The following is a 25324-nucleotide window of genomic DNA, read 5'->3' as shown; positions in this document are numbered from 1 at the left end:
CGCCTGATCCGTTTTCATATTTCAGGGGCGGGCTGTCCGCCTGCCCCTGCTGGATACAGGCAGGAGGTGTTTTGATGTGCGTGCGGAGTATATTGCTGCCACTTGGCAGTACGAACCACGCAGAAAGCGCGCTGGAAGTGGGTGGCCAGATCGCACGCATGTTCGACGCGCATCTTGCCGTGCTGCATGTCGGCACCGACATGCAGGAAATCGGCCCCCTGATGGGCGAGGGCCTGTCGGGCGCGATGATGGAGGACATGATCAGCGCGGCGCTGAAGGAAAGCGCCACCCACCTGAAGGCCGTGCGCAGGATGTTCCATGATTTCACCCGCCGCGCGCATATTCCCGTCCTGTCGGGCAACGCCCCGTCCGTGCTGCCCGACGCGCCACGCGGCCCGACCGCCAGTTTCATCACGCACAAGGGACACACACGCAGCGTAGTCGCCTTTCAGGCCCGCATGTCGGACATAGTGGTCGTGCGCCAGCCGGACCCGGAAGGTGATGTCGCCTCGTCCGACACATTGCACGCGGTCCTGTTTGAAAGTGGCCGTGGCGTCATCATCGTGCCGCCCGACGCGCCCGCCAGCATCGGGCAGCGCATCTGCATCGGCTGGAACGGCACGTGCGAGGCGGCATCCGCCGTGCATCACGCCATGCCGCTGCTCCGCCGGGCCGAAGCCGTCCAGATCCTGTTCAGCCCCGCCTACCAACGCCCCGGTCCGGAAGCCCGGGATGTGGCGGCCTATCTGGCCCTGCACGGCGTAAACGCCACTATTCACAAATTTGGGAGTGATTATCGCCCGGTGGGTGAGGACATGATGGCCGCGGCCCATGCCTTCGGGGCGGATATGGTGGTGATGGGCGCTTACTCCCACTCCCGCCTGCGGCAGATGATACTGGGGGGCGTGACCCGGCATGTGCTGGAAAACAGCACTATTGCGGCCCTCATGAGCCGCTGAACCCGCGTTGTTCCCCCATTGCGCGCAGGCCGTGGGGGACATGCCTGCAATATGCGCATAAAAGTGTATGAATGTGGCGCGGTCCCTTGATTTTACGACCGGCGGGGATTAGGTGTGCGGGGAAAGAACGCCGTAACCTAGTGTAAAACCCGACATAGGGAAGATTATGCGCATTAACGCGGATATTGTGGCCGAACTGAAGCAGGCAGGCGAGAACGCATCCGACGTGCTGCGTGTCGCCCTGACACGGCTGCGCGGGCGCATCGCGCTGGTTTCCTCCTTTGGTGCGGAATCCGCCGTCATGCTGGCGCTGGCGGCGGAAATCGACCCCGCCGTGCCGGTCCTGTTCCTCGAAACCGGACAGCATTTCCCCGAGACGCTGGCCTACCGGCAGGAACTGGCCCGCGTGCTGGGCCTGAGCGATGTGCGCGACCTGCACCCCGCGAAAAAGCAGGTCGAAAACCGCGACCCCGAGGGCCAGCTCTGGGCCTTCGACCCCGATGCCTGCTGCATGCTGCGCAAGGTCGAACCGCTGGATGAGGCGATCATTCCCTTTGACGCATGGATTACCGGGCGCAAGCGTTCACAGGCCGCAACACGGCAGAACCTGCCGGTGGTCGAGGACGGGGGGAACGGCAAGATCAAGATCAACCCCCTCATCACCTGGACCCCGCGCGAACTCGATGCGGAAATGACGCGCCGCAACCTGCCGCGCCACCCGCTTACGCTGCGGGGCTACCCCTCCATCGGGTGTGCGCCGTGCACGCGCCCCGTGGGCGAAGGCGAGGACCCGCGCCAGGGACGATGGGCCGGACAATCCAAGACGGAATGTGGTATCCACGTCCGGGAGATTGGCTGATACCGGGTTCACCATTTTCATCGGCCCGGGCCGGGCCGCCTGCTTTTCCTGTTTTCTTTCCTGTTATGGAAGGTGTGTAATTCCATGGACGATCTCGACCAACTTGAGGCCCAGAGTATCTTCATCCTGCGTGAGGCCTACCGGAAGCTGAAGCCGCTGGCGATGCTGTGGTCGCTGGGCAAGGATTCCAACGTCATGATCTGGCTGGCGCGCAAGGCCTTCCTTGGCCGCGTCCCCTTCCCGGTCATGCATGTGGATACCGGCAAGAAATTCCCGGAAATGTACAAGTTCCGCGATGAATACACCAAGAAATGGGATCTCGAGCTGCTGCTGGGCGACTGCCCGCCGGTTGAGGACATCGACCCCACCCTGCCGCCCGCAGCACGTTCCGCCGCGCGCAAGACGGCAGGCCTTGCCGCGATGATCGACAAATACAAGCTGGCGGGCGTGATCGCGGGCATCCGCCGTGACGAACAGGCCACCCGCGCCAAGGAACGCGTGTTCAGCCCCCGTGGCTCGGGCCACAAATGGGACGTGCGCAACCAGCCCCCCGAGTTCTGGGACCAGTACGCCACCCCGCATGAACCCGGCATGCACGTGCGTGTCCACCCCCTGCTGTCATGGCGCGAGATCGACATCTGGCGTTATATCGAGCGCGAGAACATCCCGCTGGTTGACCTGTATTTCGCGAAAGACGGCAAGCGTTACCGCTCGCTGGGCGATCAGGACATCACCAGCCCGGTCGAGAGCAACGCCGTAACGGTGGCGGAAGTGATCGCGGAGCTGGAAACATCCCGCACGTCCGAGCGCGCCGGTCGCGCCATGGACCATGAATCCGAGGATGCTTTCGAGCGCCTGCGCGTGGCTGGCTATCTCTGAGCGGACAGGACGGAGTTACAAGATAATGAGTACATCGATCCCTGCCCCGCAGGAAGCCGCCACCCCCATCGTGATCGTAGGCCATGTCGATCACGGCAAGTCCACGCTGATCGGCCGCCTGCTGTATGATACGGACAGCCTGCCCGAGGGGCGCGTGGCGCAGATCATCGAATCCAGCAAGAAGCGCGGCCTCACGATTGAATGGAGCTTCCTGCTCGACAGCCTCCAGATCGAGCGTGACCAGGGCGTTACGGTTGATTCCACCCGCATCCCCTTCCGTCTGGGTGAGCGTCAGTTCGTGATCGTGGACGCGCCGGGCCACCGGCAGTTCCTGCGCAACATGATCACCGGCGCGGCCGATGCCGAAGCCGCCGTGCTGGTCATTGATGCCAACGAAGGCGCGCAGGAACAGACCCGCCGCCACGCGATGCTGCTGCGCCTGATCGGCATCCGCCACGTGATCGTGCTGATGAACAAGGTCGATATCCTCGACTACGACCAGCACAAGATCGAGAAGGCCGAGCGCGAGGTCACCGAACTGCTGCGCCAGCTCGAGATCGAGCCGACCGTGTTCGTTCCCGCTTCCGCGCGTGAGGGCGACAACATCGCCAGCCGTTCGGACAGGATGGCATGGTACAAGGGGCCCACCCTGACCGAGGCGCTGGCCCAGGTGCCCGCGCCGTCTTCACGCGCCGACCTGCCGCTGCGCCTGCCGGTGCAGGATGTCTATCGCTTCGACAGCAAGCGCGTGGTGGTGGGACGCATCGAGCGTGGCCGCATCCGCGTGGGTGACGAGGTTGTGGTGGGCACCCACGGCGCACGTGCGCGCATCGCCACGATCGAAAGCTGGCACACCGCCCCGCAGGTCGCGGCCGTTGCCGGGCAGTCCGTGGCCGTAACGCTGGAGCCGGACGTGATTCCCGACCGTGGGGATTTCCTGTTCCCGGCATCCGATGCGCCGCTGCGGGCCGCGCGTATCCGCACGCGCCTGTTCTGGCTGCGCCAGGAACCGCTGCGCGTGGGTGAGAGCTTCAAGCTGCGCCTCGCCACGGCGGAGCATCAGGTCACCGTCGCCGCCATCGATTCCGTTGTACGACTGGAAGACCTGACCGAGCACCCCGCCGAGGAAGTGCCGCCCGAGGGCTTTGCCGAGATCACGCTCGCGGTTTCCGAAACCATGCTGTTCGACCCCTTCCTGCCGGGCACGGCGGATGGTCGCGGCGTGCTGGTTGACCGCAACCAGCAGATCGTGGGCGGTGCGCCGCTGGTGGGCGTGGCCGAAAGTGTCGCGGGCCGCAACGCCATCCACCCGACCGGCAGCGGTGTTTCGCTGTGGGACCGCGCGCAGGCCAAGGGCCACCGTGGCGGTGTGTTCTGGATGACGGGCCTGCCGGGTGCCGGCAAGAGCACGCTGGCGCGCGCGGCTGAAAACCGCCTGTTTGCCCGTGGCGTTGATGTGTCGGTGCTGGATGGGGATACGCTGCGTGCGGGCCTGTGCTCGGACCTTGGCTTTTCCGAGGCTGACCGGCGCGAGAACGTCCGCCGTGCGGCGGCGGTGGCACGGATACTGGCGGAAAGCGGTCAGGTCGTGATCGTGGCGCTGATCTCCCCCACCATTGCGGACCGTGAACTGGCACGCCAGATCGTGGGCGAAGGTTTCCATGAAATCTTCATCGACACCCCGCAGGCGACATGCGAACAGCGTGACCCCAAGGGTCTGTACGCGGCGGCCCGCGCTGGCAAGATTGCCGGGTTCACCGGCATCGACGCCCCGTACGAGGCCCCCGTGGACCCGGCCCTGCGGCTGGAGACAACACAGCAGGGCAGCGATGAAACCGCGGCCCGGCTTGCATCCTTCATCGGGGATGCGATCCGCATTGACAATGCGGCGGGACGCCAGCGCTCCTGAACATAAGGGCCTGCCCACGCAAGCGGGCAGGCCCCAGCAGGACAGGACCGCACGGGTGCGGGCGTTATAGGAACCAGTCGCGGCAGACCAAGCCTGCCGCCTGAATAGGAAACGGTTCAGAAGTGGATGTCAGGAACAACCGCCGGGATTTGACCGGTACAAGCGTCATTACGGCCAACCGGCTGCTTGATGGCCGTATCGTCTGGCTGACCGCAACCGGGTGGTCGGAGGCGATCAGTCATGCCCGCATCATTGACAACGCGGATGTGGAAGCAACCATAAAGCAGTGCCGCGCCGCACCCGATGCCCGGCAGGTTGTCGGCATTTACGGCGTGCAGCTTGACCCGGCGGCGGCGGGCATCACCCCCCTGACGGTGCGCGAGCGCATCCGCGCCTTCGGGCCGAGCGTCCACCCTGAATTCGCTCCCGTGGAGACATCCCATGTCCGCTAACACAGCGTCCCTGCCGGTCGGGCGGTATGCCTATGACCAGGTGGACCGCACCTTCCTGTCCCAGCGCGTGGCCCAGTTCCGCGAGCAGGTGAACCGCCGCATCGCGGGCCACCTGACCGAGGATGAATTCAAGCCGCTGCGCCTGATGAACGGGCTGTACCTCCAGCTCCATGCCTACATGCTGCGCGTGGCCATTCCCTATGGCATGCTTGGCGCGGACCAGATGCGCGCGCTGGCGCAGATCGCACGCACCTATGACCGTGATTACGGCCACTTCACCACCCGGCAGAACATGCAGTTCAACTGGATCAGGCTGGAGGACACGCCGGACATCCTCGAACGGCTGGCCGACGTGGACATGCACGCCATCCAGACCAGCGGCAACTGCATCCGCAACGTAACGTGCGATGAGTTTGCCGGTGCCGCCGCCGATGAACTGCTGGACCCGCGCATCCATGCCGAGATCCTGCGCCAGTGGTCCACGCTGCACCCTGAATTCACCTTCCTGCCGCGCAAGTTCAAGATCGCGATCAGCGGCAGCCCGCATGACCGCGTGGCCGCGCGTTTTCATGACATCGGGCTTGTCGCCCGTCCCGGCCCGCAGGGGCGGCCGGTATTTGACGTGTTCGTTGGCGGCGGGCTGGGCCGTACGCCCATCATCGGCGTGCTGCTGCGCGACAACCTGCCCGAGGAAGACCTCGTGGCGTATCTCGAGGCCATCGTGCGCGTCTATAACGCCTATGGCCGACGCGACAACATGTACAAGGCGCGTATCAAGATCCTCGTGCAGGCACTGGGGGTCGAGGCATTCCGTGAGAAGGTGGATGCCGAATTCGCGCTCATGAACCGGGCCGATTACCGTCTGGACCCCGCCATTGTTGATGGAATCAGGGCCAGGTTCGGAATCCCGGCACTTGAGGCCCCGGCGGATGCGGCGGACAGGCTTGCCGCCGACCGCAAGGCGGATGCGGCATTTGACCGCTGGGTGCGGACCAACACCCACCCCCACCGCCACCCCGGCTTCACCAGCGTGGTGATTTCCATCAAGCCCGATGGCGGCATCCCCGGTGATGTCACGGCGGACCAGATGGACGTGATCGCGGATCTGGCCGATGGCTGGTCGTTTGGCGAAATACGCGTCACCCACATGCAGAACGTGGTGCTGGGCCATGTGCGCAAGGACCGGCTGCGTGAACTGTGGCTCAAGCTGGTCGCCGCCGGTCTGGGCACGCCCAATATCGGGCTGGTGGGCGATATCATCGCCTGCCCCGGGCTGGATTACTGCTCACTGGCCAATGCGCGGTCCATCCCCATTGCGCAGAAACTGAGCGCACGCTTTGCCAATGCCGAACTGCAGGAGCGTATTGGCAAGCTGCACATCAACATCTCGGGCTGCATCAATGCCTGCGGGCATCATCATGCGGGGCATATCGGTATTCTGGGCGTGGACAAGCGCGGCGAGGAATTCTTCCAGCTCACGCTGGGCGGCTCGGCTAGCAATGACGTGGCCATCGGTCAGATCATCGGCCCGGCCCTGCCGGAAGATGAAACGGTTGACGCCATTGCCCGCCTGATTGACGCCTATCTGGTGCTGCGGACCGAAGGCGAGCAGTTTATCGACACATACCGGCGCCTTGGCGCCGCCAGCTTCAAGGACGCCGTTTATGCCCCTGCTTGAAAATGGCCGCATTACGGAAGACAGGTGGACAGAAGCGGTTGAGGGTGCGCCTCTGCCTGATGGCGCGGTGATCGTACCCCTCGACCGGCTTGAGGAAGGGCTGGCCCGCGCGGGTCAGGCCCCGCTGGGCGTCGCCATCGGGCCGGATGTGGATGTGCGCGAACTCCATCATGTCCTGCCCCGGCTGGAACTGGTGGCGGTCACGTTCGCCACGTTCCGCGATGGCCGGGCCTTTACGCAGGCACGTGCGCTGCGTGAACACCTGTCCTTCACTGGCGAGATCCGCGCAATCGGCAAGCCGCTGCCCGACCAGTACGAGTTCATGCTGCGCTGTGGCATCACCACCGTAAAAACCGAGCGGGCGGAAGATGTGTCGGTGTGGCAGCAGGCGCATGAAATCATTTCCATCGCCTACCAGCCCTCCACCCTGCATGAACGCAGGGAAGGCCCGGGCCTGCGCCGCTTCCTGGGCTGAAACCCGCAGGAAGGCCAGACCGGACATGCCGCGTGCATGCGCCGGTTTCCTTCCCGCCCGTGCCGGAAGACGGAATACATATCCTTTTCCGGCATCATGAGGCGTGTTACCGCAGGGTTATGCGCCTTCCTGTCTTTTCCCTGATACAGGCATGACCCGTTCCGCCCGACTGCGGCAGCGCGCGTGCGGTGCCATTCTTGGGGCCGGGTGGCGCGGTCTGGCCATGCTACTGGCCCCGGCGCTGCGCCTTAACCTGCGGCTGCGGGTACGGCGCGGCAAGGAAATCGCTGCCTGCCTGCCGCAGCGCCGCGGTTTTGCCCAATGCCCACGGCCATCCGGCCCGCTGGTCTGGCTGCATGCCGCAAGCGTGGGCGAGACGGTGGCGGTCGTGCCCGTTATCGCGCAGGTTCTCCTTACCCGCCCGTCACAGCATGTCCTGATCACGACCGGCACCATCTCGGGTGCGGAAATCCTGCATGCCCGCCTGCGTGACCTGCCGGGTCATGAACGGGTCCACCATCAGTTCGCCCCGCTGGACGTGCCGCGCTGGGTTGCGCGGTTCGTGGATTTCTGGCGGCCTGATGTGGCCGCACTGGTGGAAAGCGAACTCTGGCCCAACCTGATCGCGGCCTGTGTTGCGCGGCGCATTCCGGTCGCCCTGCTCAGCGGGCGGATGTCGGATCGCTCACTGGCGGGATGGCGCAGGGCGGCATGCCTGCTGCACCGGATGCTGTCCAGCCTCGCATGGGTCATGGCCCGCAGCACGGAAGACGCCCGCCGCCTGCTGCAAGGCGGCGCGAACAGGATCGACCTGATCGCGGACCTGAAGGATGCAACCGGCCCCCTGCCCTATGACGCAGCGGCGCTGGACGAACTGCGCCGCACCCTTGCCGGGCGACCGGTCTGGATCGCGGCTTCGACCCATCCGGGCGAGGAGGCGGAAATCCTCCACACCGCCGACCTGATCCGGCAGGCCATGCCCGATGTGCTGACCATCATCATCCCCCGTCACCCCCAGCGGGGCGCGGAAGTCGCCGCCCTGTCCGACAACCCCATACCCCGCCGCTCGCTAGGGCAGGCTCCCACGCCACGGGACGCAGTATGGATATGCGACACGCTGGGCGAGACCGGCCTGTTCTACGCCCTAACCGCCCCGGTACTGCTGGGCAACAGCCTGCCCGGCTGTGCCGGTGGTGGCCACAACCCTGTGGAACCCGCACGTGCGGGCTGCGCGCTGGCCAGTGGGCCGAAGACGGATAATTTCCGTCAGGCCTATGCCCGGCTGGGCGACAGCGTGCGCCATGTCACGACCGCACAGGACATTGCGGCATGGGTTCTCTCGCTGCTCAGGCAGGAAGATGCGCCCGAAGCCGCAGGTGCTGCTGCCCGCCGCCATGTGCTGCCCGACCCCGATATTGCCCGGCAGGTGGCGCAGGCCCTGATTGCACTGGGCCGCACCTGATGCGCGCGCCTTCATTCTGGTGGCAGGCACCTGAACATGCCGGACTGGCTGCGCGCCTGCTTTCGCCATTTGCTTACCTGTATGCGCAGGGTACGGCCCGCCGCCTGCGACAAGCGGGATGGAAAGCGCCGGTCCCCGTACTGTGCTGCGGCAATATCAGCGTGGGCGGAACCGGCAAGACACCGCTGGTGCTGGATCTGGCCCGGCGCGCCATTGCACGCGGGCGCAGGCCCGCCATCCTGTCCCGTGGCCATGGGGGACGCGTCGCGGCCGGAACACGGGTCGATCCCACACGCCACTGCGCAGCCGACGTGGGTGATGAACCGCTGCTGCTGGTCCGCATCGCGCCATGCTACGTGGGCGCGGACCGTGCGGTTACGGCACGCATGGCCATAAGGGATGGCGCAGACTGCCTGCTTATGGATGACGGGTTCCAGAACCCCACACTCCAGCAGGACATGAGCCTTGTGGTGGTGGATGGCCAGACGGGCTTTGGCAACGGGCGCGTCCTGCCCGCAGGCCCCTTGCGTGAACCCGCCATGGTGGGGCTGGCGCGGGCCAGCGCGCTGGTCGTGATCGGTCCCGACCGGCTGGGTATCGGGGCTTCCGCGCCTTTCGCCCTGCCCTGCCTGGCCGCCACGCTGCGCGAGACGACGGACAATGTGCCGCGTGACATGCCGGTCATCGCCTTTGCCGGAATCGGGCGGCCCGCCAAGTTTTTTGACGGGCTGGCCCGCTGTGGCATCGAGCCGCTCCGCTGTCTCGCCTTTGCCGACCATCATGTCTATACCGCAGCCGAGCGCGGGCGACTGCTGGCGCTGGCGGCGAAATGGAACGCCAGCCTCGTCACGACCGAGAAGGACGCCGTACGCCTGCCCCCGCCCTTTCGCGCGCAGGTGCACACGGTCGGTCTTCAACTGGCATGGGCCACTCCGGCCATGCCGGAACACATACTGGAGCAATGGCTGGGCAGGACGGAAAACGGATGACGGACAAACCTTCCCTACCCCCAACCCGGCAGATGCGACTGGAAGCATTGCTGGTGCGCTGGCTTGTAGCCCTTTTCCGCCGCATCGGCCCGGTCCGGGCTTCCAACCTTGGCGGATGGCTGTGCCGCACGGTGGGACCACGGCTGCCCGTATCCCGCATCGCGGATGCCAACCTGCGCATGGTCATGCCGGAACTTGATGCCGGGGCGCGCCAGCGCATCATCCGCGACATGTGGGACAATATCGGCCGCAATGCCGGTGAATTCCCGCACCTGTCCACCCTGCCACACAATCCGGCCAGCGGGCCGGGATGGGATGTGGTGGGGGAAGAACACCTCCGCGCACAGGCGGCGCGGGGCGGACCGACCATTTTCGTATCAGGCCATATCGGCAACTGGGAGATGCTGCCCCCCGCCGTGGCGCGTTACGGGCTGCCGTTCTCCTCGTTCTACCGTGCGCCCAACAATCCGCTGGTCGATACGATCCTGCGCGACCTGCGGGATCAGGCCATGGGCCAGCCGGTGCCCCTGTTTGCCAAGGGGGCGCATGGAGCACGGGGGGCGCTTGCGCATATTCTCAGGGGCGGACACCTGGGCATGCTGGTGGACCAGAAGATGAATGACGGCGTGGCCGCCCGGTTCTTCGGCCTGCCCGCCATGACGGCAGGTGCCATGGCGGCCATGGCGATCAAGCTGCGCTGTCCGGTCATTCCCGGTTATGTGGAGCGGCTGGGACCGGCACGGCTGCGTATTCATGTTCACCCGCCCCTCGACCTGCCCGCCAGTGGCAACCGCGCACAGGACCAGATGAACCTGACCCAGATGGTCAATGACTGGCTTGAAAGCACGATACGCCAATATCCGGGCAGTTGGCTGTGGCTTCATCGCCGATGGAATGAGCAAGTGACCAATAAAGTGCCCAATAATTAACCATTTAAATCAGGATTTATTGTTTTTTTGTCACAGCCGCCCATTTCTGCCTCTTTCTTCGGCTTTTCCTGTCAGATTTAGTTTGGCAAGCCAGCCATGCGCCAATAGCATGTTCTTACATTGTCACGCCACGACAGGTCAGAGAGCCAGAAAAATGAGCATGATGGATCAACGGGATTTCACGAACAAAGTTGTGTCCCTGCGGCAGGGTTTTCTCCCTCGTCACCGCGAATACCTGATGCGCTGGCTACAGGCCGGCGCGTGCATGGGCCTCTGTGATGCCGACATCACCAGCCATAACGAACATGATGAACCGGACATCGAGCATGTGCTGGTCTGGGTGCGTGAAAACGCCAACCCGGCCTACATGATCCGGCCCGAGGGGATGGGGTGGGTTCTGATCGACCAGATCCGCAACCACCCGCTGGCAACCTATCGCAGCTTTGAAGCCGCGCTCCACGCCATCCGCCCTGTCCTGTCCTGCGGCGCGACCGCCGCAGCCTGAAGCGAAAGCCATGGGCGGAATGATGCTTTCCGCCCGGCTCCCTGCCTAATTGGTGTCGCGGCCCAGCTTGCCAGCGGGGGGCGCGACCATGACGCTGCCACCACTGGGCAGGATCTGGAACACGGCAAGGTCACGCCGGGTCTTTCCATCGGCCGTGAAGCCGAACACACCATCCACACCACCAAAACCATCGGGCCGTGTCAGCGCCTGCACAGAATAGCCATTGGTGCTGCCAGCGGGACGATTCTGGTCCAGCGTTTTCACCAGCGCTGCCGCGTCATAGGTCAGGTCCGCCAGTGGCGTGGGCATGTGGTGATAGGTGGCCATGAACTGCTGGATGAAGGCCTGTCGGCTGGCCGGATCAGGCGCGGCGTACCAGGCCCCCTGCAGCGCGGACAGCTTGCTGGCGAACGCACCCCACAGCCCCGGCCCCATGATCTGTACATGGGCGCTGTCCACATGCATCTGCCCCAGCGCATTGATGATCATGCCCAGTTGCAGCCCGGTATCGCCCAGAAGCAGGGCATCGAAGGGCGCGGGCGGAATATCCTTGGCAATGTTGAGCGCGGGCGGCAGCGTGGTGCTGTCCTGCGTGGATTGCGGCAGTTGCGCGCCATCGGGGTTGATGGGGTCCAGCGCCTCGGACGCAGGCAGCGATTCGATGGCCTTGTTGGCAGCCTTTTCCGCCGGATCGGGCTGCGGCACGGTCGCGATGCGGCTGTCATAGGCAGATAGCGTGTTCAGGTTGGCGGTGATCGTGTTCTGCGTGCCGTCATGGAACATGATCTGGGGTGCCTGAAGGCCATTTTCCTCACAGACCTGCGCCAGCGCCTGCCCCAGCGCATGGCCGAGCCGGTTATCGGGCAGGAAGGCCGCAAAATGCTGCCTGCCCTTCTGCATGGCGAGCGCGACCATGCGGCGCACCTGTTGCTCTGGCGCAATGCCCAGCGTCCACACATCGGGCTGCGCCACAGACATGTCACTGGTAAAGGCCAGCATGGGGATGCTGACGGGCGCGGTGACGGCGGCGGCCTGCGTTGTCTCATTGGCGGTAAGCGGCCCCAGGATCAGGCCATCACCCGCAGCGATGGCGGCCTTTGCCGCAACAGCTGCCCCCCCGCCCACGGCGGCGGTGTCATGCACATCCAGTGTCGGGGCGGTGGGTGTGTTCATGGCCATGCGGGCGGCGACAAGCATTTCCTGCCCCAGCCCGGCGTTGGGGCCGCTCAGCGGCAGGAGCACGCCCACATTGCGCCCCGCCGTGGGGGCCGCGACATGGGTGGGCCGGTGCGGCGTGGATTCGCACGCGCTCAGCGTGGCCATGGCCAGCCCCGCCAGCAATAAGCGCTTGCATGCACGACGTGGAGAGGCAGAATCAACATCCTGTCCTTGTATCCGGGTTCCGAATGTCTGACGCCTCATCTTCCTCGCCTTCAAAATCTGACCACATCGTACATAGCGGAGAATGCACCGCCCGTCATGCCGGGAACGCGGATGAAACCGTTTCGGTTCAGCTTCAGGATGGGGAACTGGTCCTTGTTGCCACACCAATCGGTAATCTGGGCGATATCAGCCGCCGCGCAATCGAGACGCTGGCCGCCGCCGACCTGATCCTGTGCGAGGACACGCGCACCAGCGCGCGCCTGCTGCGTGAATATGGCATCCGTACCCGCACCCGTCCCCTGCACGACCATAATGAAGAACAGCAGATTCCCTTCCTGCTGGACGAACTTGCCGCAGGTCGGCGCATTGCCGTGATTTCGGATGCGGGCACGCCGCTCATGTCCGACCCCGGCTACCGGCTGGTGCGCGCCATCATTGCCGCCGGGGGGCGGGTCAGCGCCGTGCCGGGGCCCAACGCGGCAGTCATGGCGCTGACCCTGTCCGGCCTGCCGCCGCATCCCTTCATGTTCTCGGGCTTCCTACCCCCGCGTGAGGCGGCGCGGCGCGAGGTGCTCTCACAACTGCACGCGGCGGAATGTGCGGGCCTGTCCGCCACCCTGATCTGGCATGAAGCCCCACACAGACTGGCGGAAATGCTGGCGAGCCTTGCCGCCGTCATGGGCGGCGCACGTCCCGCCGCCGTGGCGCGTGAACTGACCAAACGCTTTGAGGAGGTACGGCGCGGCACCGTGGCGGAGCTTGCCGCCCATTATGCCGAAAACCCGGCCCGGGGCGAGATTACCGTGGTGCTCGGCCCCCCGCTGCGCGATGACAGCACGGCCAGTGACCTGGACACCCAGTTGCGCGCGGCATTGCAGACCCTGTCGGTCAAGGATGCGGCGGCACTGGTGGCGGGCATAACCAGCCTGCCGCGCCGCACGGTCTATGCCCGCGCGTTGGAACTGGCGCGCGGAATGGACTGATCCGCCGCCTGCCCTGCCCTCCCCAATGCCGCCTTTTTGAAAACGGGCGGCATCCAGGAGTCCTGATTATTATCCGTCAGTGTTCGGGCAGGTCGGTGTTGAACAGCGAATCCGGCGGCATGGCCCCGCCGGTATGGATATCGAGCAGGTCAACGCGCGTGGTTTCCTGCTGGGCATCCTGAATGATCCAGCCGCGCAGCAGCAGCGGGCTGTCATGGAACAGCAGGGTCAGGCTGCCATCACCGGGGGAATCGGTGCGGACCACCGTGATGTTCAGCGCATTGCCATCACGCGACAGGCCGGTCACGGTCACATCGCCCGAAAGCTGGAGATGCGGGCGCAGCAGCAGCCCCAGCGGCGTCTTGTCCATGGGCATGGTGGTGGTCTGGTCCAACTGGCTGTCATTGAACACGACCTGATCATGATTGGCCACCAGCAGCAGGGGGCTGGGCGGATCATACTCGAACCGCATGCGGCGATTCGCCCGGTCTATCCATGCGGTGCCGGTTGTCTGCTTGCCATCGGGTGCGGTCTGGCGGAAACGGGCCTTGAGCAGGCTGATCGCGTCCAGATGGTGTTCCACGCGTTCCAGCAGGGCATGGTCCTGATCGGACGCACCAACCGCCATCTGCTCCTGCGCCCCGGCGGGAGATGCGTGCATGACGCCAATGGGCAGGCAGGCCAGCGCACAGGCGGCGGCGGGGCGGAGGAATTTCATCATGGCGGGAGGCAATCCATACAGAATGGTACCTGCCCAGTCGTGCCCCAACATGCAAGCAAGATCAAGGCAGCCGGGTCAGGAACTGCCGATCAGCACACCCGCGACAAAGACCAGCAGGCCACCGATCACGATCTGCACCACGGCCGAGCCGAATGGCGTTTCCTGATAACGCCAGCGTATCCACGAAATCGCAAAAAGTTCGATCACCACCACGATCACCGCGGCGATCATCGCGGCCGAGAAGTCATTGATCAGGAACGGCAGCGTATGCCCGATCCCGCCCGCCGTGGTCATAAGGCCACAGATCAGACCACGCAGCACCGGCGCGCCCCGGCCCGACAGCTTGCCATCATCGGACAGTGCTTCGGCAAAGCCCATGGAAATCCCGGCCCCGACCGATGCCGCCATGCCCACCAGAAAGGCGTTCCATGGCAGGTGGGTCGCGAATGCGGCAGCAAAAACGGGCGCCAGCGTGGAGACCGAGCCATCCATCAGCCCCACAAGGCCGGGCTGGACAATCTGGAGCACGAAACGGCGGCGGGCACCTTCATCCTCGGTATCGCGCCGGTCATCAGGCAGGCGGTCACGCTCGATGGCGCTGGCGGTCTCGCCGTGCTGGTCCTCCGCATGGGCAAGGTCACCCAGCAGCTTGCGCGTTGCCGCATCCACCGTGCGGCGGGCGGCCTGGCGGTAGAAACGCGCGGCATCCATCTCCATCTGCCGGGCGTGGCGGCGCACGGCCTCGATACCCAGCGCCTGCACCTGCCACGCGGGCTTGCGCACCATGAAACCGGAAATGTCCTGCCTGCGGATCAGCGGGATATGGGGGCCGAAACGCCGGACATACAGGTCAATCAGCGTCCGGCGGTGTTCGTTCTCCTCCACCGTCATATCGGTAAATATGCGGGAGGTATCGGGATAGTTTTCCCTGATGGCGTAGGCGAAATCCGCGTAGATGCGTGCGTCCTCCTCCTCATTGGAGATGGCGAGCGCGAGGATTTCCTGATCTGACAGGGACGAGAATTTACGCATATTTCAGTCTATGCATAAATTCCCCTGCCATCTCAACAACATTATACTGAATACAACTGACTATCAGTTGTAACAATCAAGTAAATAGACCGGAATTGATTATGCTTCTCGATCACATTACCGGGCAATGCAGGAATATGCCGGAAAAAACCGGCTTCTAACCCCCTACTCTACTTGAAACGCAGGGATCACACCGCCGCTTCGGTAAAGATATGGGTCACATCGCCCTGCCAGCGGCCATGATAGGCGGCAAGCCAGCTTTCTGCCTGCGTGGGGCCACCGGCCGCGATTTCATGCAGGGGGGCGAGATGATGCGTCTCGTCACGTCCCTGCGCATCGCGCCGGGCGCGGGCGCGCAGGCCATCGGTTGCCAGTGCGATCATGCGCGCCGCCAGCGGGCGTAGGTTCCCCTGTCCCCATGGCGCATCCAGCCCGGCGCGCGGCACTTCGGCCCGCAGCGCGATGTAGTCGTCCAGATCGTGCTCCAGCACCAGTTCCTCGGCTGCGTGCAGGGTGGCCTCATCATACAGGAGCCCGGTCCACAATGCCGACTGCGCCAGCATCATGGCCGGCGATCCGGCATCCGCGCCGCGCATTTCAAGGAACTGCTTGAGCCGCACATCAGGGAACGCGGTTGTCAGGTGGTCCTCGAAATCCCCGATCGTCGGGCGCTGGCCTTCCAGTCCCGGCGGGCAATGCCCGTCCAGCCATGCGCGGAAGGAACTGCCCGCCACATCAATCATCCGCCCCCCACGGGTGACGAAATACATCGGCACATCCAGCAGCCATTCCACATAGGCGGCAAAGCTGAACCCGTCGCGCAGGAACTGGCGCGGCATGCCCGCACGTGCATTGTCGGTATCCGTCCACACCCGCGCGCGGTTGGACATGAAGCCATTGGGGCGTCCCTCATAGAACGGGGAACTGGCGAACAGCGCCGTCGCCACCGGCTGCAGGGCCAGCGAGACACGCATCTTGCGCGCCATGTCCGCCTCTGACCCGAAATCGAGATTGACCTGTACGGTGCAGGTGCGCAGCATCATGTCCAGCCCCAGCGTGCCCACGCGCGGCATGTAGTCGCGCATGATGGCGTAGCGGCTCTTGGGCATCCACGGAATGTCGGCGCGGCGCGCGGTGGGGTGGAAGCCCAGCGGCGCGAAACCGATGCCCAGCGCGGCGCAGACCGGGCGGATGGCGGCAAAATGCTGCGCCATTTCCGCCGCCGTTTCATGCAGCGTGCCCAGCGGCGCGCCAGAAAGCTCGAACTGCCCGCCGGGTTCCAGCGATATGGAAGCCCCCTTCGCATCCGCCATGCCCTTGAGGCCGATCAGCGCATCGCGGTCGATGATTTCTTCCCACCGCCTGCCACTTTTTTCCCCCGCCAGGGCCTGCAGCAGGGCCTCGATCCCCTGCGGGGCGTAAGGCGGTGATGACCACGCCCTGCGCTGCGGGCTGGCGGCGGCAGGCAGCACGAAGCCGAATTTTTCATGTTCCGTGCCGATCCGCCATTCCGACCGGGCGCGCGCACCTGCCGCGAGTACGCCGACCATCTGCTCAAATGATTCGATTACGTCTGAATTGTGCGCGCCGGGATTCGACATGGCGGGGGCAATATCCTCAAATAACAGTCAGATTAGGGCTGGCGGCAGGCCGGAATGCGTGCCGGATAAGGGACTGGATACTTACAAGCCTGTACCACATACGGCGTCGAGACCAGCCCCGACAAGAGCCAGCGCCGCTGCCGCCGCCGTATCGGCCCGCAGCACGAGCGGCCCGAGCGACAGCGGGCGCACGAATGCAAGCCTGCGCAGCATGTCGTGTTCACGCGGTGAAAATCCCCCTTCCGGGCCGATCAGCACGCCGTCCCCCACCCGTGGCGCAGGCGGGGTAGCCTGCCGCCCGGTGCGTTCAAGGGCTGCGAACAGGGCCACATCCGCAGGCCATTGTGAAAGCACTTCCGGCAGCGGAAGAAGCGGGTCGATACCCGGCACGTCCAGCCGTTCGCACTGTTCGGCGGCTTCACAGGCGATACTTTCCAGCCGGGCGGCATTGAGCCGGTGGGTGTTGGTCCGTTCGGTCACGACAGGACAGAAACGCGTCACCCCCAGTTCGGTGCCCATGCGGATCACCGTTTCCGTCGCATCGCGCTTGAGGGGGGCGAACAGCAGGCGCAGGCCTGCGGTCGGCGCGGGCGGGCGACTCTGTTCCACCAGCCGGATGCTGCACCGGTCACGGCGCAGGTGCGCGATCTCGCCCCGCCACGCCCCGTCACGCGCGTTGAAAACCTCCACCTCCGCCCCGGCCTGCTGGCGCATCACCGTGCCCAGGTAATGGGCCTGCCCCGGCGCGAGGTCAATCTGGCCCTCCGCCTCCATGGGGTCGGTATGCGCGGGGGATATGAACAGTCGCGGGCAGTCTCTCATGCCGGGCAGCAACCTTTCGCGGTTTGTCATGTACATCTGGCCATCTGTCCCCGGCCAGCCTTGACCCGGCGGGGAGTTCCGGCCCATCTGTTTCGCCATTAGCAGCCATGGGGCGTTGCGTCATCGGCAAACCCTGCCCCACCATTACTATTCCGCAGCCAAGGAGTTGCCTCGTGAACCAGACTGTTCCCCATACCGATATCCGGGTGGATGGCTGGATTGGCCGCCTGCCCGCACGCCTGCGGCCCTATGCGCTGCTGGCGCGGCTGGACCGGCCCATTGGCACGTGGCTGCTGTTCCTGCCCGGGGTGTGGGGCATCATACTGCCTGCGGGCGTGCCCGTGTCGCAGCGGATTTTCCTGATCGTGCTGTTCGGCATCGGCAGCGTGGTCATGCGGGCGGCGGGCTGCGTGGTCAATGACATGTGGGACCGTGACATTGACCGGCAGGTGGCGCGCACGGCGGGCCGGCCGCTGGCCTCGGGCGCGCTGTCCATGCGCGAGGCGGCGCTGTTCCTGGCCGCGCTGCTGCTGATCGGGTTCAACATCCTGATGAACCTCAACACCCTTTCACAGATATTGGGGGCGTCCTCGCTCATTCTGGTCGCACTTTACCCGCTGGCCAAGCGGGTGACATGGTGGCCGCAGCTTGTCATGGGCTTCACCTTCGGCTTTGGCGCGCCGCTGGGATACGCGGCGGCGGCGGACCGGGTCGATGCGGCGCTGTGCGCGCTCTATGCCGCGACCATTGTCTGGCAGCTTGGTTTCGACACCATATACGGCTTTCAGGACATGGAGGATGACGCCCGCATCGGCGTACGCTCCACCTCCCGCCTCATGGCCGGTCATGCCCGGTTGTTCGTGGGTACGTGCTACGTGCTCACGCTTGCGGGGCTGGCGGCAGCAGGCGCGCTTGCCCATGTGGGGTATGGCTTCTGGCCCGCGCTGCTGCTGCCCGCCGCGCTGCTGGGCTGGCAGGTGCGTGCGCTACGCGAGAACGATCCCGCCACCTGCCTGCGCCTGTTCCGCTTCAACCGTGAAACGGGACTGGCGATCGCCCTTGCCCTGCTGGTGGGTGGCCTTACGCGCTGATATGCAGGGCGCGCTCCAGGAACCGGCGGGTCATTTCCATGCCCAGTACGAAAAGGTCCGGGTCAAAGCGGTGCCCCTCATCACGCAGGAAGGCATGCTGGGCATTGAACTCATGCCATTCATAACGGCTGCCCGCGTTTTCCAGCGCCTCACGGATCATCTGCCGCCCTGCGACCTGTTGCCCATGGCCAAGCGTGCGGGAATGGATATCGGTGGCGTAGAAGCACACACCTGCCCGCACGCGGGCATCAAACGCCGCGCGAAAGGCCAGATGCCCGCCCAGACAGACCCCCATTGTGGCCAGCGCACCGGTGCAGTGGGGGCTTGCCGCCAGCCAGTCCAGCGCGGCCCGGGCATCATGGTCATAGGACGCAAGCGGTTTTTCATATTTCAGGAAATTGCCGCGATCGGTTCCGGGCCTGTCATAGGCCAGCACGGTTCCGGCGGCTTCATATTCATGATAGACCTCAGGTACGCACACGACATAACCCTGTCCCGCCATCATCACCGCAAGCCTGCGGATGGGCGCGGTGACCTGATAGATCTCGGAAAAAAGTACAATTCCGGGAAAACGCCCTTCGGTGGCGGGCCGGAAGATGTGTAACCGCATCAGGCCCGAGGGGGTGGGAATATCAGCCGTTTCATCGGAATGGATAATCATGACGGTGATCCTGTTTCCTGCCGCAAAGGCGCACGATAACAGCCCGCACGCGGCTTACCGATAGGGATTGACAGGGAAAATGTGTAATTTCAGGTCCTAAATACGGGCCGTTTTTGTTCAATTATTGCGCAAAAAAGAGGTTCATGCGTTGACATATCCCTTCATCAACGTCCTGTATGGGGCATGAATTTGTTACAGAAACCATAATGTCATCGCTATTTGCATTCTCCCTCGCCACGCTGGCGATCATCTCCGTCATCGTGCTGATCGCCCGGTTCAAGATCAATCCGTTCATCGTGCTGTTCTCGGTATCGCTGGGTCTGGCCCTGTGCGCGGGCATGCCGCCACAGAAGGCCATAGCCTCGTTCGAGAGTGGGGCTGGCCGCGTTCTGGGCCATGTGGCCACCGTCATCGCGCTGGGCACGATGCTGGGCAAGATGCTGGCGGAATCGGGTGGGGCGGACAGGATTGCCGTCACGATCACCCATATGGCGGGCAAGAAACGCATTAGCTGGGCCATGATGGTCATTGGCCTGCTGGTGGGGCTGCCGGTGTTCTTTGAGGTCGGCTTCGTGCTGCTGATCCCACTGGCCTTCACCCTGGCGCGACGTAACAACGTGCCATTGCTGATGCTCGCCCTGCCACTGGGGGCCGCGCTGTCGGTCACGCACGCCATGATCCCGCCGCACCCGGCCACGCTGCTGGCGCTGTCGGCCTATCATGCCGATATCGGGCGGACGATCCTGTGGGGCATCATCATCGGCACACCGGCGGCGGCGATTGCGGGGCCGATATACGCCCGCTTCATTTCCAGCCGGATCGGCCCGGTGCAGGCCAGTGCGCTGGAAGCGCAGTTCGTCAACCACGAGCTGCCTGAAAGCATGCCCGGATTCGGCATTACGGTGCTGACCATCATGTCGCCCGTCATCATGATGCTGGTCGGCTCGATGGCCGATTTCATGGCCCCGGCCCATTCGGCGCTGAACACCTCGCTGCATTTCATCGGCAATACGGACATTGCCCTTGCGGTGGCGACCCTGCTGTCCTTTCAGGTATTTGGCACGGCCCGTGGCTTCAACCGCGAGACGATCCTGAAATTCACCAATGACTGCCTCGCCCCCACCGCGCTGATCATGCTGCTGGTGGGCGCGGGTGGTGGCTTCGGTCAGGAACTGGTGGATAGCGGCGTGTCTTCCGCCATTACCAGCCTGGCCGTGGGGGCGCATGTGCCGCTGCTGGTGCTGGCGTGGCTGCTGGCCGTCGTGGTGCGCGTGGCGACCGGGTCGGCCACGGTGGCCATGAGCACGGCAGCGGGGATTGTCGGCCCGATCCTGCTGCGCACACATTCGGCCTCGCCAGAGCTGATGGTGATCGTGACCGGCGCAGGTTCGGTCGCCCTTGGCCCGCTGAATGACGCCGGGTTCTGGCAGATCAAGGAATATCTGGGCCTGTCCGTGGGCCAGACCATCAAGACATGGTCGGTGATCGAGACACTGATTGCGGTGCTCGGGCTGGTCTTCGCGCTGCTGCTGTCGCTGGTGGTGGGGTAGCTTCCCCCGCCCCGGCAAGACTTACCTACGCGGCGCTGTCCCGAGTTCGGTGCTGGCCATGCACGTGACCCCGTCCGCCGTCAGGCCAGCAAGGACCGTGTCGGGCGCCGCCAGTGCGCTGCGGCAGGCATCATGCAGCACAACCGTGTCAAAGCCTGCCCGCCGCGCATCACGCGCGGTGTGGGCCACGCAGTAATCCAGCGCCACACCCACGATGAACACGCGGGCGATCCCCCGCTCCCGCAGCAGCCCCGCCAGCCCGGTCCGGTGCTGGTGGTCATTGTCCTCAAAGGCTGAATAGCTGTCGATATCGGGATTCATGCCCTTACGCAGCACAAGCCCGATAGGGGCCTGATCCAGCGCGGGCGAAAGTTCTGCCCCGGCCGTGCCCGCCACGCAATGGACCGGCCACGTGCCCGGCCCCTCACCAAACGAGACATGCCCCGCCGGGTGCCAGTCCTGACTGGCCACGACCAGACCGAATGGCAGGCGGGAGAGATCGTTGATCAGCGGCACAAGCCCGTCCGCCCCGTCCACGGCCAGCGCGCCGCCGGGCAGGAAATCGGTCTGCATGTCAATAATCAGCAGGGCGTCGGTCGGGCCGATGGCGGGCATGGATCATCCTCCGGGGCGGACAAGGCCGCCCCATACGGGCGGCCTTAGCGTTCTTTCGCGTACGGATTGCTGGACGCACGCAGCAGCAGCCGGATGGGCGTGCCGGGCAGGTCGAATGTCTCACGCAGCCCGTTGACCAGATAACGCTGGTAATCCTCAGGCAACTGGTCCGTGCGCGTGCCGAACACGATGAAGGTCGGCGGCCGGGCCTTGGCCTGCGTGATGTAGCGCAGCTTGAGCCTGCGCCCGTCCACCAGCGGCGGCGGATGGCGCGAGACCATCATCTCGAACCAGCGGTTGAGCGCGCCGGTCGGCACGCGGCGGTTCCAGACCTCATATGCGCGGCGCACGGTGGGCAGCAGCTTGTTGATGCCCGCTCCGGTCATGGCGGAGAAGGAGACGACCGGGATACCGCGCATCTGCGCCAGCGAGGTCTCGATCCGGTCACGGATGGCCTGCCGGGTCTCGGCCCGGTCCTCCACCGCGTCCCACTTGTTCAGCGCGAGAACGCAGCACCGTCCCTCACGCTCGATCAGGCGGGCGATCTGGAGATCCTGCTCATGCACGCCCAGCGTCGCATCCAGCACGAGGATGACGACCTCGGCCATCTTCAGCGCCTCGATCGAGGCGGAGACGGACATTTTCTCCAGTGTTTCGTCAATGCGGGCCTTGCGGCGCAGCCCCGCCGTATCGACAAGCTGGATCGGCCCTTCATCGTCATTGAGCATGACGGCGATGGAATCACGCGTCAGCCCCGGCTCGGGGCCGGTAATCATCCGCTCCTCGCCCAGCAGGCGGTTGAGCAGCGTGGACTTGCCCGCGTTGGGCCGCCCCACGATGGCTAGGCGCAGCGGGCCGGGCGGGCGGACATCTTCTTCCTCCTCCGCGCTTTCGGCCAGCACGCGGCGGTCGCGGCGGGTCAGCTTGTGTACCGGCGGCAGGTCGGTGGGCGGCAGGCGGTCCACGATTTCGGCCATGAGGTCCGCGACCCCCTCGCCATGTTCGGCGGAGATGGCCAGCGGCGCGCCCAGCCCCAGCGAGAACGCCTCCATGGCGGCGGCGGCTCCCTGCCTGCCTTCCGCCTTGTTGGCGATCAGCAGCACCGGGCGGCCCTGACGGCGCAGCCAGTTGGCGAAATGTTCATCAGCCGGCGTAATGCCGCTGCGCGCGTCAATGCAGAACAGGACCAGATCGGCCGTGGCCACCGCGGATTCGGACGAAGCCCGCATACGCCCGTACAGCGTATCGGGCGCGGCCTCTTCCAGCCCGGCGGTGTCAATGATGCGGATGGCGCGACCGCGCACGGTCGCCTGCCCTTCCTTGCGGTCGCGGGTGACACCGGGCGTATCCGCCACAAGCGCCTGCCTGCGCCCGACAAGCCGGTTGAAAATGGTCGATTTGCCGACATTCGGCCTACCGGCGATCACGACAACCGGCAGCGCATCCACTGGCGCGGATGGAAAAGATGAACTCACTGCGGCAACTCTCTTTAACTGTAGGCTCTAAGGTAGCCGTTATTGTCCATCAGCAACAGCAGATTATCGACCACGATGGGCGCCGTCGTAACCTGTGTCGGCAGGGTATGGAGGGATTCGATATGCCCCTGCGCCGGGTCAAGGATCGCAACACCATTCGCGGGCATGCTCGAGACAAGCACCAGCTTGCCGCCCGCCAGGATGGGACCATTCCATACCACGCCGCGCTTCTGCTTGTCGGCATTTTCGTAGCGGCGCAACTGGGTGATCCAGCGCACATGCCCCGAAAGCCGGTCAAGGCAGGCCACCTGCTCATCCATGGAAATGAGGAATATCCAGTCCCCGATCACCACTGGCGTGTTCTGGCCGGAAATGCCGCGCTCCCACAGCCTGCGGCCCGAGCGCATGTCGATCGCGACCAGAACCGCGCCGGTGCTGATGGCGTAGGCGGTGCCATCGGTAATGACCGGCATGCCATGGACACATGAAAAATCAATCAGCGCCTGCTGCCCGTTGGTGCTGCCCAGCGTGTCGGCCCACACGACCTCACCACCCTCGGCGCGCAGGGCCACAAGGTCGCCCGAGCCGAAGCCCGCCAGCACGACCCCGTCCGCCACGGCCGGGGCGGGCTGGCCATAGATGACCGTATCGGCCGAGGTGGCGGCATAGGTCCACAGGATATTGCCGTTCTCGGCATCGAGGCTGAACAGGTGTTCATCAATGGTGCCGAAGAACAGCCGCCCGTTGACGATGGTGGGTGCCGAGCGGCCCGGGGTCTGGATATTGACGCGCCATTTCAACTTGCCATGTTCCACATCCACCGCCAGCGCCTGGCCAACGCCATCGACGATGTACAGCGTATCGCCATCGACCGTAATGCCGCCGCCAAGGTTGTTGGACATCATCTTGCGCGGCTTGGGGTTGTATTCCCACAGCTTGTGCATGCCCGGCCAGCGGAAGGCACGGACCACGCCCTGTGCGTCAGCCACGAAAATCCGGCCGTTCTGCACCACCGGCGTGGCCTGTATGATGCCGCGCCCGCTATCGCCCAGCGCGACATAGGACAGGATTTCCGGCTCGGAATTACCGGCCCCGATGTCGTGGCTCCACTGGTGCCGCATCTGGCCGCCCCAGGCGATGTTCACGCCTGCATGGTCGGGACTGAGGCCCGATTGCGGCCATGCGTTCACAGTCACCTGCGCGGGGATGGTGACGGCCTGCGTCTCATCCGGATCAACCGTCAGCCCCGCCACCGTGTGCAGCACGTCCGAACGCTGGCCAATGAGCAGCTGCGTCTTCTTCTTGCCGCCACTGCACGCAGCCAGCGCGGGAAGCAGCGCCGCCCCCGCGCCCAGCAGCGCATGGCGGCGGCTCAGGCATGGTTTCATGGTCTTTTCGTCCATCCGCTTCACACTAGCCATCCGTGCCGCCTCCCAGCATCTGCAGCATGGCCTCGGCGCGGCTGCGCACACCGTCGGCCACGCCCATATCCATGCTCAGGCGCTCATAGCGGGCGCGGGCATCCGTTTCCTTGCCCGCGCGCAGGTCAAGCAGGGCCTCGGCCTCGATCGCCTGGCCACGCCATGGCTGGTCCGCCGCGTCCAGCACCGCAAGGCGGGAGCGGAGGGTGGCAGGGTCGCCACTGTCAATCTGGTGCTGGACCCATAACAGGCTGGCCAGTGAGGCGATGACCCGGTCGGTTGCCTGATCGCGCGATACCTCATCCCACAGCGCCAGGGCGCCGGGCGTATCACCGCTACCGGCCAGCAGGGCGGCGCGCTCCATCCGCGCGAGCATGCGCAGCGGAGGCCGGGCCTTGCCGTCAAGCGCCTCGAGGGCCGCCAGAGCACCTTTCTGCCGTGTGCTCAGCGGTGTGACGGTGCCGGCGGGCATGTCGGGCGCGCGGGCGGCGTCACGCATCGCGGCGAAATAGGATGCCGAAACCGCCGCATCCGCCTTGTGCGCCCGCGAAAGGGAGTACTGCCACCCACCGGCCCCGATACAGATTGCCGCCACCGCAACACCCGCAACCACCAGATAACGCCGGGCCAGTGCCCGGATACGCTCGGCACGGATTTCCTCATCGACTTCCGTGAAGATGTCGTCAGCCACGTTCCTGTCGTTCCCTGCTCGCTGGCGCGGTGCGTGATGCATCGCGCATAAAGATTGTCGGCCCCAGCATACCGGGCCTGAAACGGCACGGCAAACCGCCCTGCCCCATTACCGGGGTTTTGCCGTCATTGCGTCCGTCCGATCACATAGACCGGCCCGTTTGCCACCGCCAGCGGTAAGCG

24 protein-coding genes are annotated in these 25324 nt (G+C 65.0%); 14 read left to right on the top strand and 10 right to left on the bottom strand.

The genetic code is table 11. From position 1 onward, the window contains the following. Positions 1 to 74: 74 nt before the first annotated feature. The 11 genes from DY926_RS05425 (at position 75) to DY926_RS05375 (ending at position 11096) form a co-directional block, all read left to right on the top strand. Complete coding sequence (locus tag DY926_RS05425) at positions 75 to 959, top strand: universal stress protein (protein ID WP_116702429.1); 885 nt, start codon at positions 75 to 77, stop codon at positions 957 to 959. A gap of 166 nt (positions 960 to 1125) precedes the next feature. Further along, positions 1126 to 1818: a phosphoadenylyl-sulfate reductase gene (locus tag DY926_RS05420; RefSeq protein ID WP_116702428.1), complete on the top strand. Its 693-nt coding sequence runs from the start codon at positions 1126 to 1128 to the stop codon at positions 1816 to 1818. Positions 1819 to 1902: 84 nt separating this feature from the next. Then, entirely contained in the window at positions 1903 to 2697 is a 795-nt protein-coding gene (cysD, locus tag DY926_RS05415) for a sulfate adenylyltransferase subunit CysD (protein ID WP_116702427.1), read from the top strand. Between the two features lie 25 nt (positions 2698 to 2722). Further along, a complete protein-coding gene (gene cysC / locus DY926_RS05410) occupies positions 2723 to 4606 on the top strand; it encodes an adenylyl-sulfate kinase (protein ID WP_116702426.1) in 1884 nt (627 codons plus the stop codon). A gap of 122 nt (positions 4607 to 4728) precedes the next feature. Beyond that, the gene (locus tag DY926_RS05405) at positions 4729 to 5058 is read left to right on the top strand and encodes a DUF2849 domain-containing protein (RefSeq protein ID WP_116702425.1); all 330 of its coding nucleotides are present in this window, start codon (positions 4729 to 4731) and stop codon (positions 5056 to 5058) included. After that, the gene (locus DY926_RS05400) at positions 5048 to 6736 is read left to right on the top strand and encodes a nitrite/sulfite reductase (protein ID WP_116702424.1); all 1689 of its coding nucleotides are present in this window, start codon (positions 5048 to 5050) and stop codon (positions 6734 to 6736) included. The genes DY926_RS05405 and DY926_RS05400 overlap by 11 nt, the downstream gene beginning before the upstream one ends. After that, complete coding sequence (locus tag DY926_RS05395; RefSeq protein WP_116702423.1) at positions 6723 to 7211, top strand: DUF934 domain-containing protein; 489 nt, start codon at positions 6723 to 6725, stop codon at positions 7209 to 7211. Before DY926_RS05400 ends, DY926_RS05395 begins: the two co-directional genes overlap by 14 nt. Positions 7212 to 7362: 151 nt before the next feature. Next, complete coding sequence (locus tag DY926_RS05390) at positions 7363 to 8673, top strand: 3-deoxy-D-manno-octulosonic acid transferase (protein ID WP_116702422.1); 1311 nt, start codon at positions 7363 to 7365, stop codon at positions 8671 to 8673. After that, positions 8673 to 9662, top strand: a complete 990-nt coding sequence (gene lpxK / locus DY926_RS05385; RefSeq protein WP_116702421.1) for a tetraacyldisaccharide 4'-kinase — start codon at positions 8673 to 8675, stop codon at positions 9660 to 9662. The genes DY926_RS05390 and lpxK overlap by 1 nt, the downstream gene beginning before the upstream one ends. Next, positions 9659 to 10591 carry an LpxL/LpxP family acyltransferase gene (locus tag DY926_RS05380; RefSeq protein WP_116702420.1) on the top strand — a complete coding sequence of 311 codons (933 nt, stop codon included), beginning with the start codon at positions 9659 to 9661 and terminating at the stop codon, positions 10589 to 10591. The genes lpxK and DY926_RS05380 overlap by 4 nt, the downstream gene beginning before the upstream one ends. A 160-nt stretch (positions 10592 to 10751) precedes the next feature. Next, positions 10752 to 11096 (top strand): hypothetical protein, encoded by a 345-nt coding sequence (locus DY926_RS05375; protein WP_116702496.1) that lies wholly within the window; start codon positions 10752 to 10754, stop codon positions 11094 to 11096. 45 nt (positions 11097 to 11141) lie between these two features. On the opposite strand, the gene DY926_RS05370 is transcribed toward DY926_RS05375, so the two are convergent. Continuing rightward, positions 11142 to 12419: a penicillin-binding protein activator gene (locus DY926_RS05370; RefSeq protein WP_241503074.1), complete on the bottom strand. Its 1278-nt coding sequence runs from the start codon at positions 12417 to 12419 to the stop codon at positions 11142 to 11144. Between the two features lie 83 nt (positions 12420 to 12502). On the opposite strand from DY926_RS05370, the gene rsmI reads away from it, so the two are divergent. Continuing rightward, positions 12503 to 13462, top strand: coding sequence for a 16S rRNA (cytidine(1402)-2'-O)-methyltransferase (gene rsmI, locus DY926_RS05365; protein WP_116702495.1), 960 nt, complete (start codon positions 12503 to 12505; stop codon positions 13460 to 13462). A 76-nt stretch (positions 13463 to 13538) separates the two neighbouring features. Here rsmI and DY926_RS05360 read toward each other — a convergent pair whose 3' ends face one another. From DY926_RS05360 to DY926_RS05345, 4 genes are all read right to left on the bottom strand, one after another. Beyond that, positions 13539 to 14180 carry a LolA family protein gene (locus DY926_RS05360; RefSeq protein WP_116702494.1) on the bottom strand — a complete coding sequence of 214 codons (642 nt, stop codon included), beginning with the start codon at positions 14178 to 14180 and terminating at the stop codon, positions 13539 to 13541. A gap of 78 nt (positions 14181 to 14258) precedes the next feature. Further along, a complete protein-coding gene (gene mbfA, locus DY926_RS05355; RefSeq protein ID WP_116702418.1) occupies positions 14259 to 15215 on the bottom strand; it encodes an iron exporter MbfA in 957 nt (318 codons plus the stop codon). 188 nt (positions 15216 to 15403) lie between these two features. Further along, positions 15404 to 16816 carry a glutamate--cysteine ligase gene (locus tag DY926_RS05350; protein WP_116702417.1) on the bottom strand — a complete coding sequence of 471 codons (1413 nt, stop codon included), beginning with the start codon at positions 16814 to 16816 and terminating at the stop codon, positions 15404 to 15406. 81 nt (positions 16817 to 16897) lie between these two features. Next, positions 16898 to 17638, bottom strand: coding sequence for a 16S rRNA (uracil(1498)-N(3))-methyltransferase (locus DY926_RS05345; protein WP_116702493.1), 741 nt, complete (start codon positions 17636 to 17638; stop codon positions 16898 to 16900). 173 nt (positions 17639 to 17811) lie between these two features. On the opposite strand from DY926_RS05345, the gene ubiA reads away from it, so the two are divergent. Continuing rightward, the gene (gene ubiA, locus DY926_RS05340; RefSeq protein ID WP_116702416.1) at positions 17812 to 18729 is read left to right on the top strand and encodes a 4-hydroxybenzoate octaprenyltransferase; all 918 of its coding nucleotides are present in this window, start codon (positions 17812 to 17814) and stop codon (positions 18727 to 18729) included. Here ubiA and DY926_RS05335 read toward each other — a convergent pair. Beyond that, entirely contained in the window at positions 18719 to 19390 is a 672-nt protein-coding gene (locus DY926_RS05335; RefSeq protein ID WP_116702415.1) for a dienelactone hydrolase family protein, read from the bottom strand. The genes ubiA and DY926_RS05335 overlap by 11 nt on opposite strands. Before the next feature lie 206 nt (positions 19391 to 19596). Between DY926_RS05335 and DY926_RS05330 the strand changes: the two genes are divergently transcribed. Next, a complete protein-coding gene (locus tag DY926_RS05330) occupies positions 19597 to 20940 on the top strand; it encodes a GntT/GntP/DsdX family permease (protein ID WP_116702492.1) in 1344 nt (447 codons plus the stop codon). Between the two features lie 21 nt (positions 20941 to 20961). Here DY926_RS05330 and DY926_RS05325 read toward each other — a convergent pair whose 3' ends face one another. The 4 genes from DY926_RS05325 to DY926_RS05310 are packed head-to-tail and all read right to left on the bottom strand — an operon-like array spanning position 20962 to position 25142. Beyond that, on the bottom strand, positions 20962 to 21555 hold the full coding sequence (locus DY926_RS05325; RefSeq protein WP_116702414.1) for a nicotinamidase: 594 nt from the start codon (positions 21553 to 21555) through the stop codon (positions 20962 to 20964). Between the two features lie 44 nt (positions 21556 to 21599). Then, on the bottom strand, positions 21600 to 23030 hold the full coding sequence (der, locus tag DY926_RS05320) for a ribosome biogenesis GTPase Der (RefSeq protein WP_116702413.1): 1431 nt from the start codon (positions 23028 to 23030) through the stop codon (positions 21600 to 21602). Between the two features lie 14 nt (positions 23031 to 23044). Beyond that, positions 23045 to 24418: an outer membrane protein assembly factor BamB family protein gene (locus DY926_RS05315; RefSeq protein WP_116702491.1), complete on the bottom strand. Its 1374-nt coding sequence runs from the start codon at positions 24416 to 24418 to the stop codon at positions 23045 to 23047. Between the two features lie 25 nt (positions 24419 to 24443). Further along, a complete protein-coding gene (locus tag DY926_RS05310) occupies positions 24444 to 25142 on the bottom strand; it encodes a hypothetical protein (protein WP_116702412.1) in 699 nt (232 codons plus the stop codon). Positions 25143 to 25324: the final 182 nt, after the last annotated feature.

It is taken from the genome of Komagataeibacter melaceti (assembly GCF_003403295.1).
Lineage (GTDB): Bacteria > Pseudomonadota > Alphaproteobacteria > Acetobacterales > Acetobacteraceae > Komagataeibacter > Komagataeibacter melaceti.
This window is presented reverse-complemented; position numbering and strand designations above follow the sequence as displayed.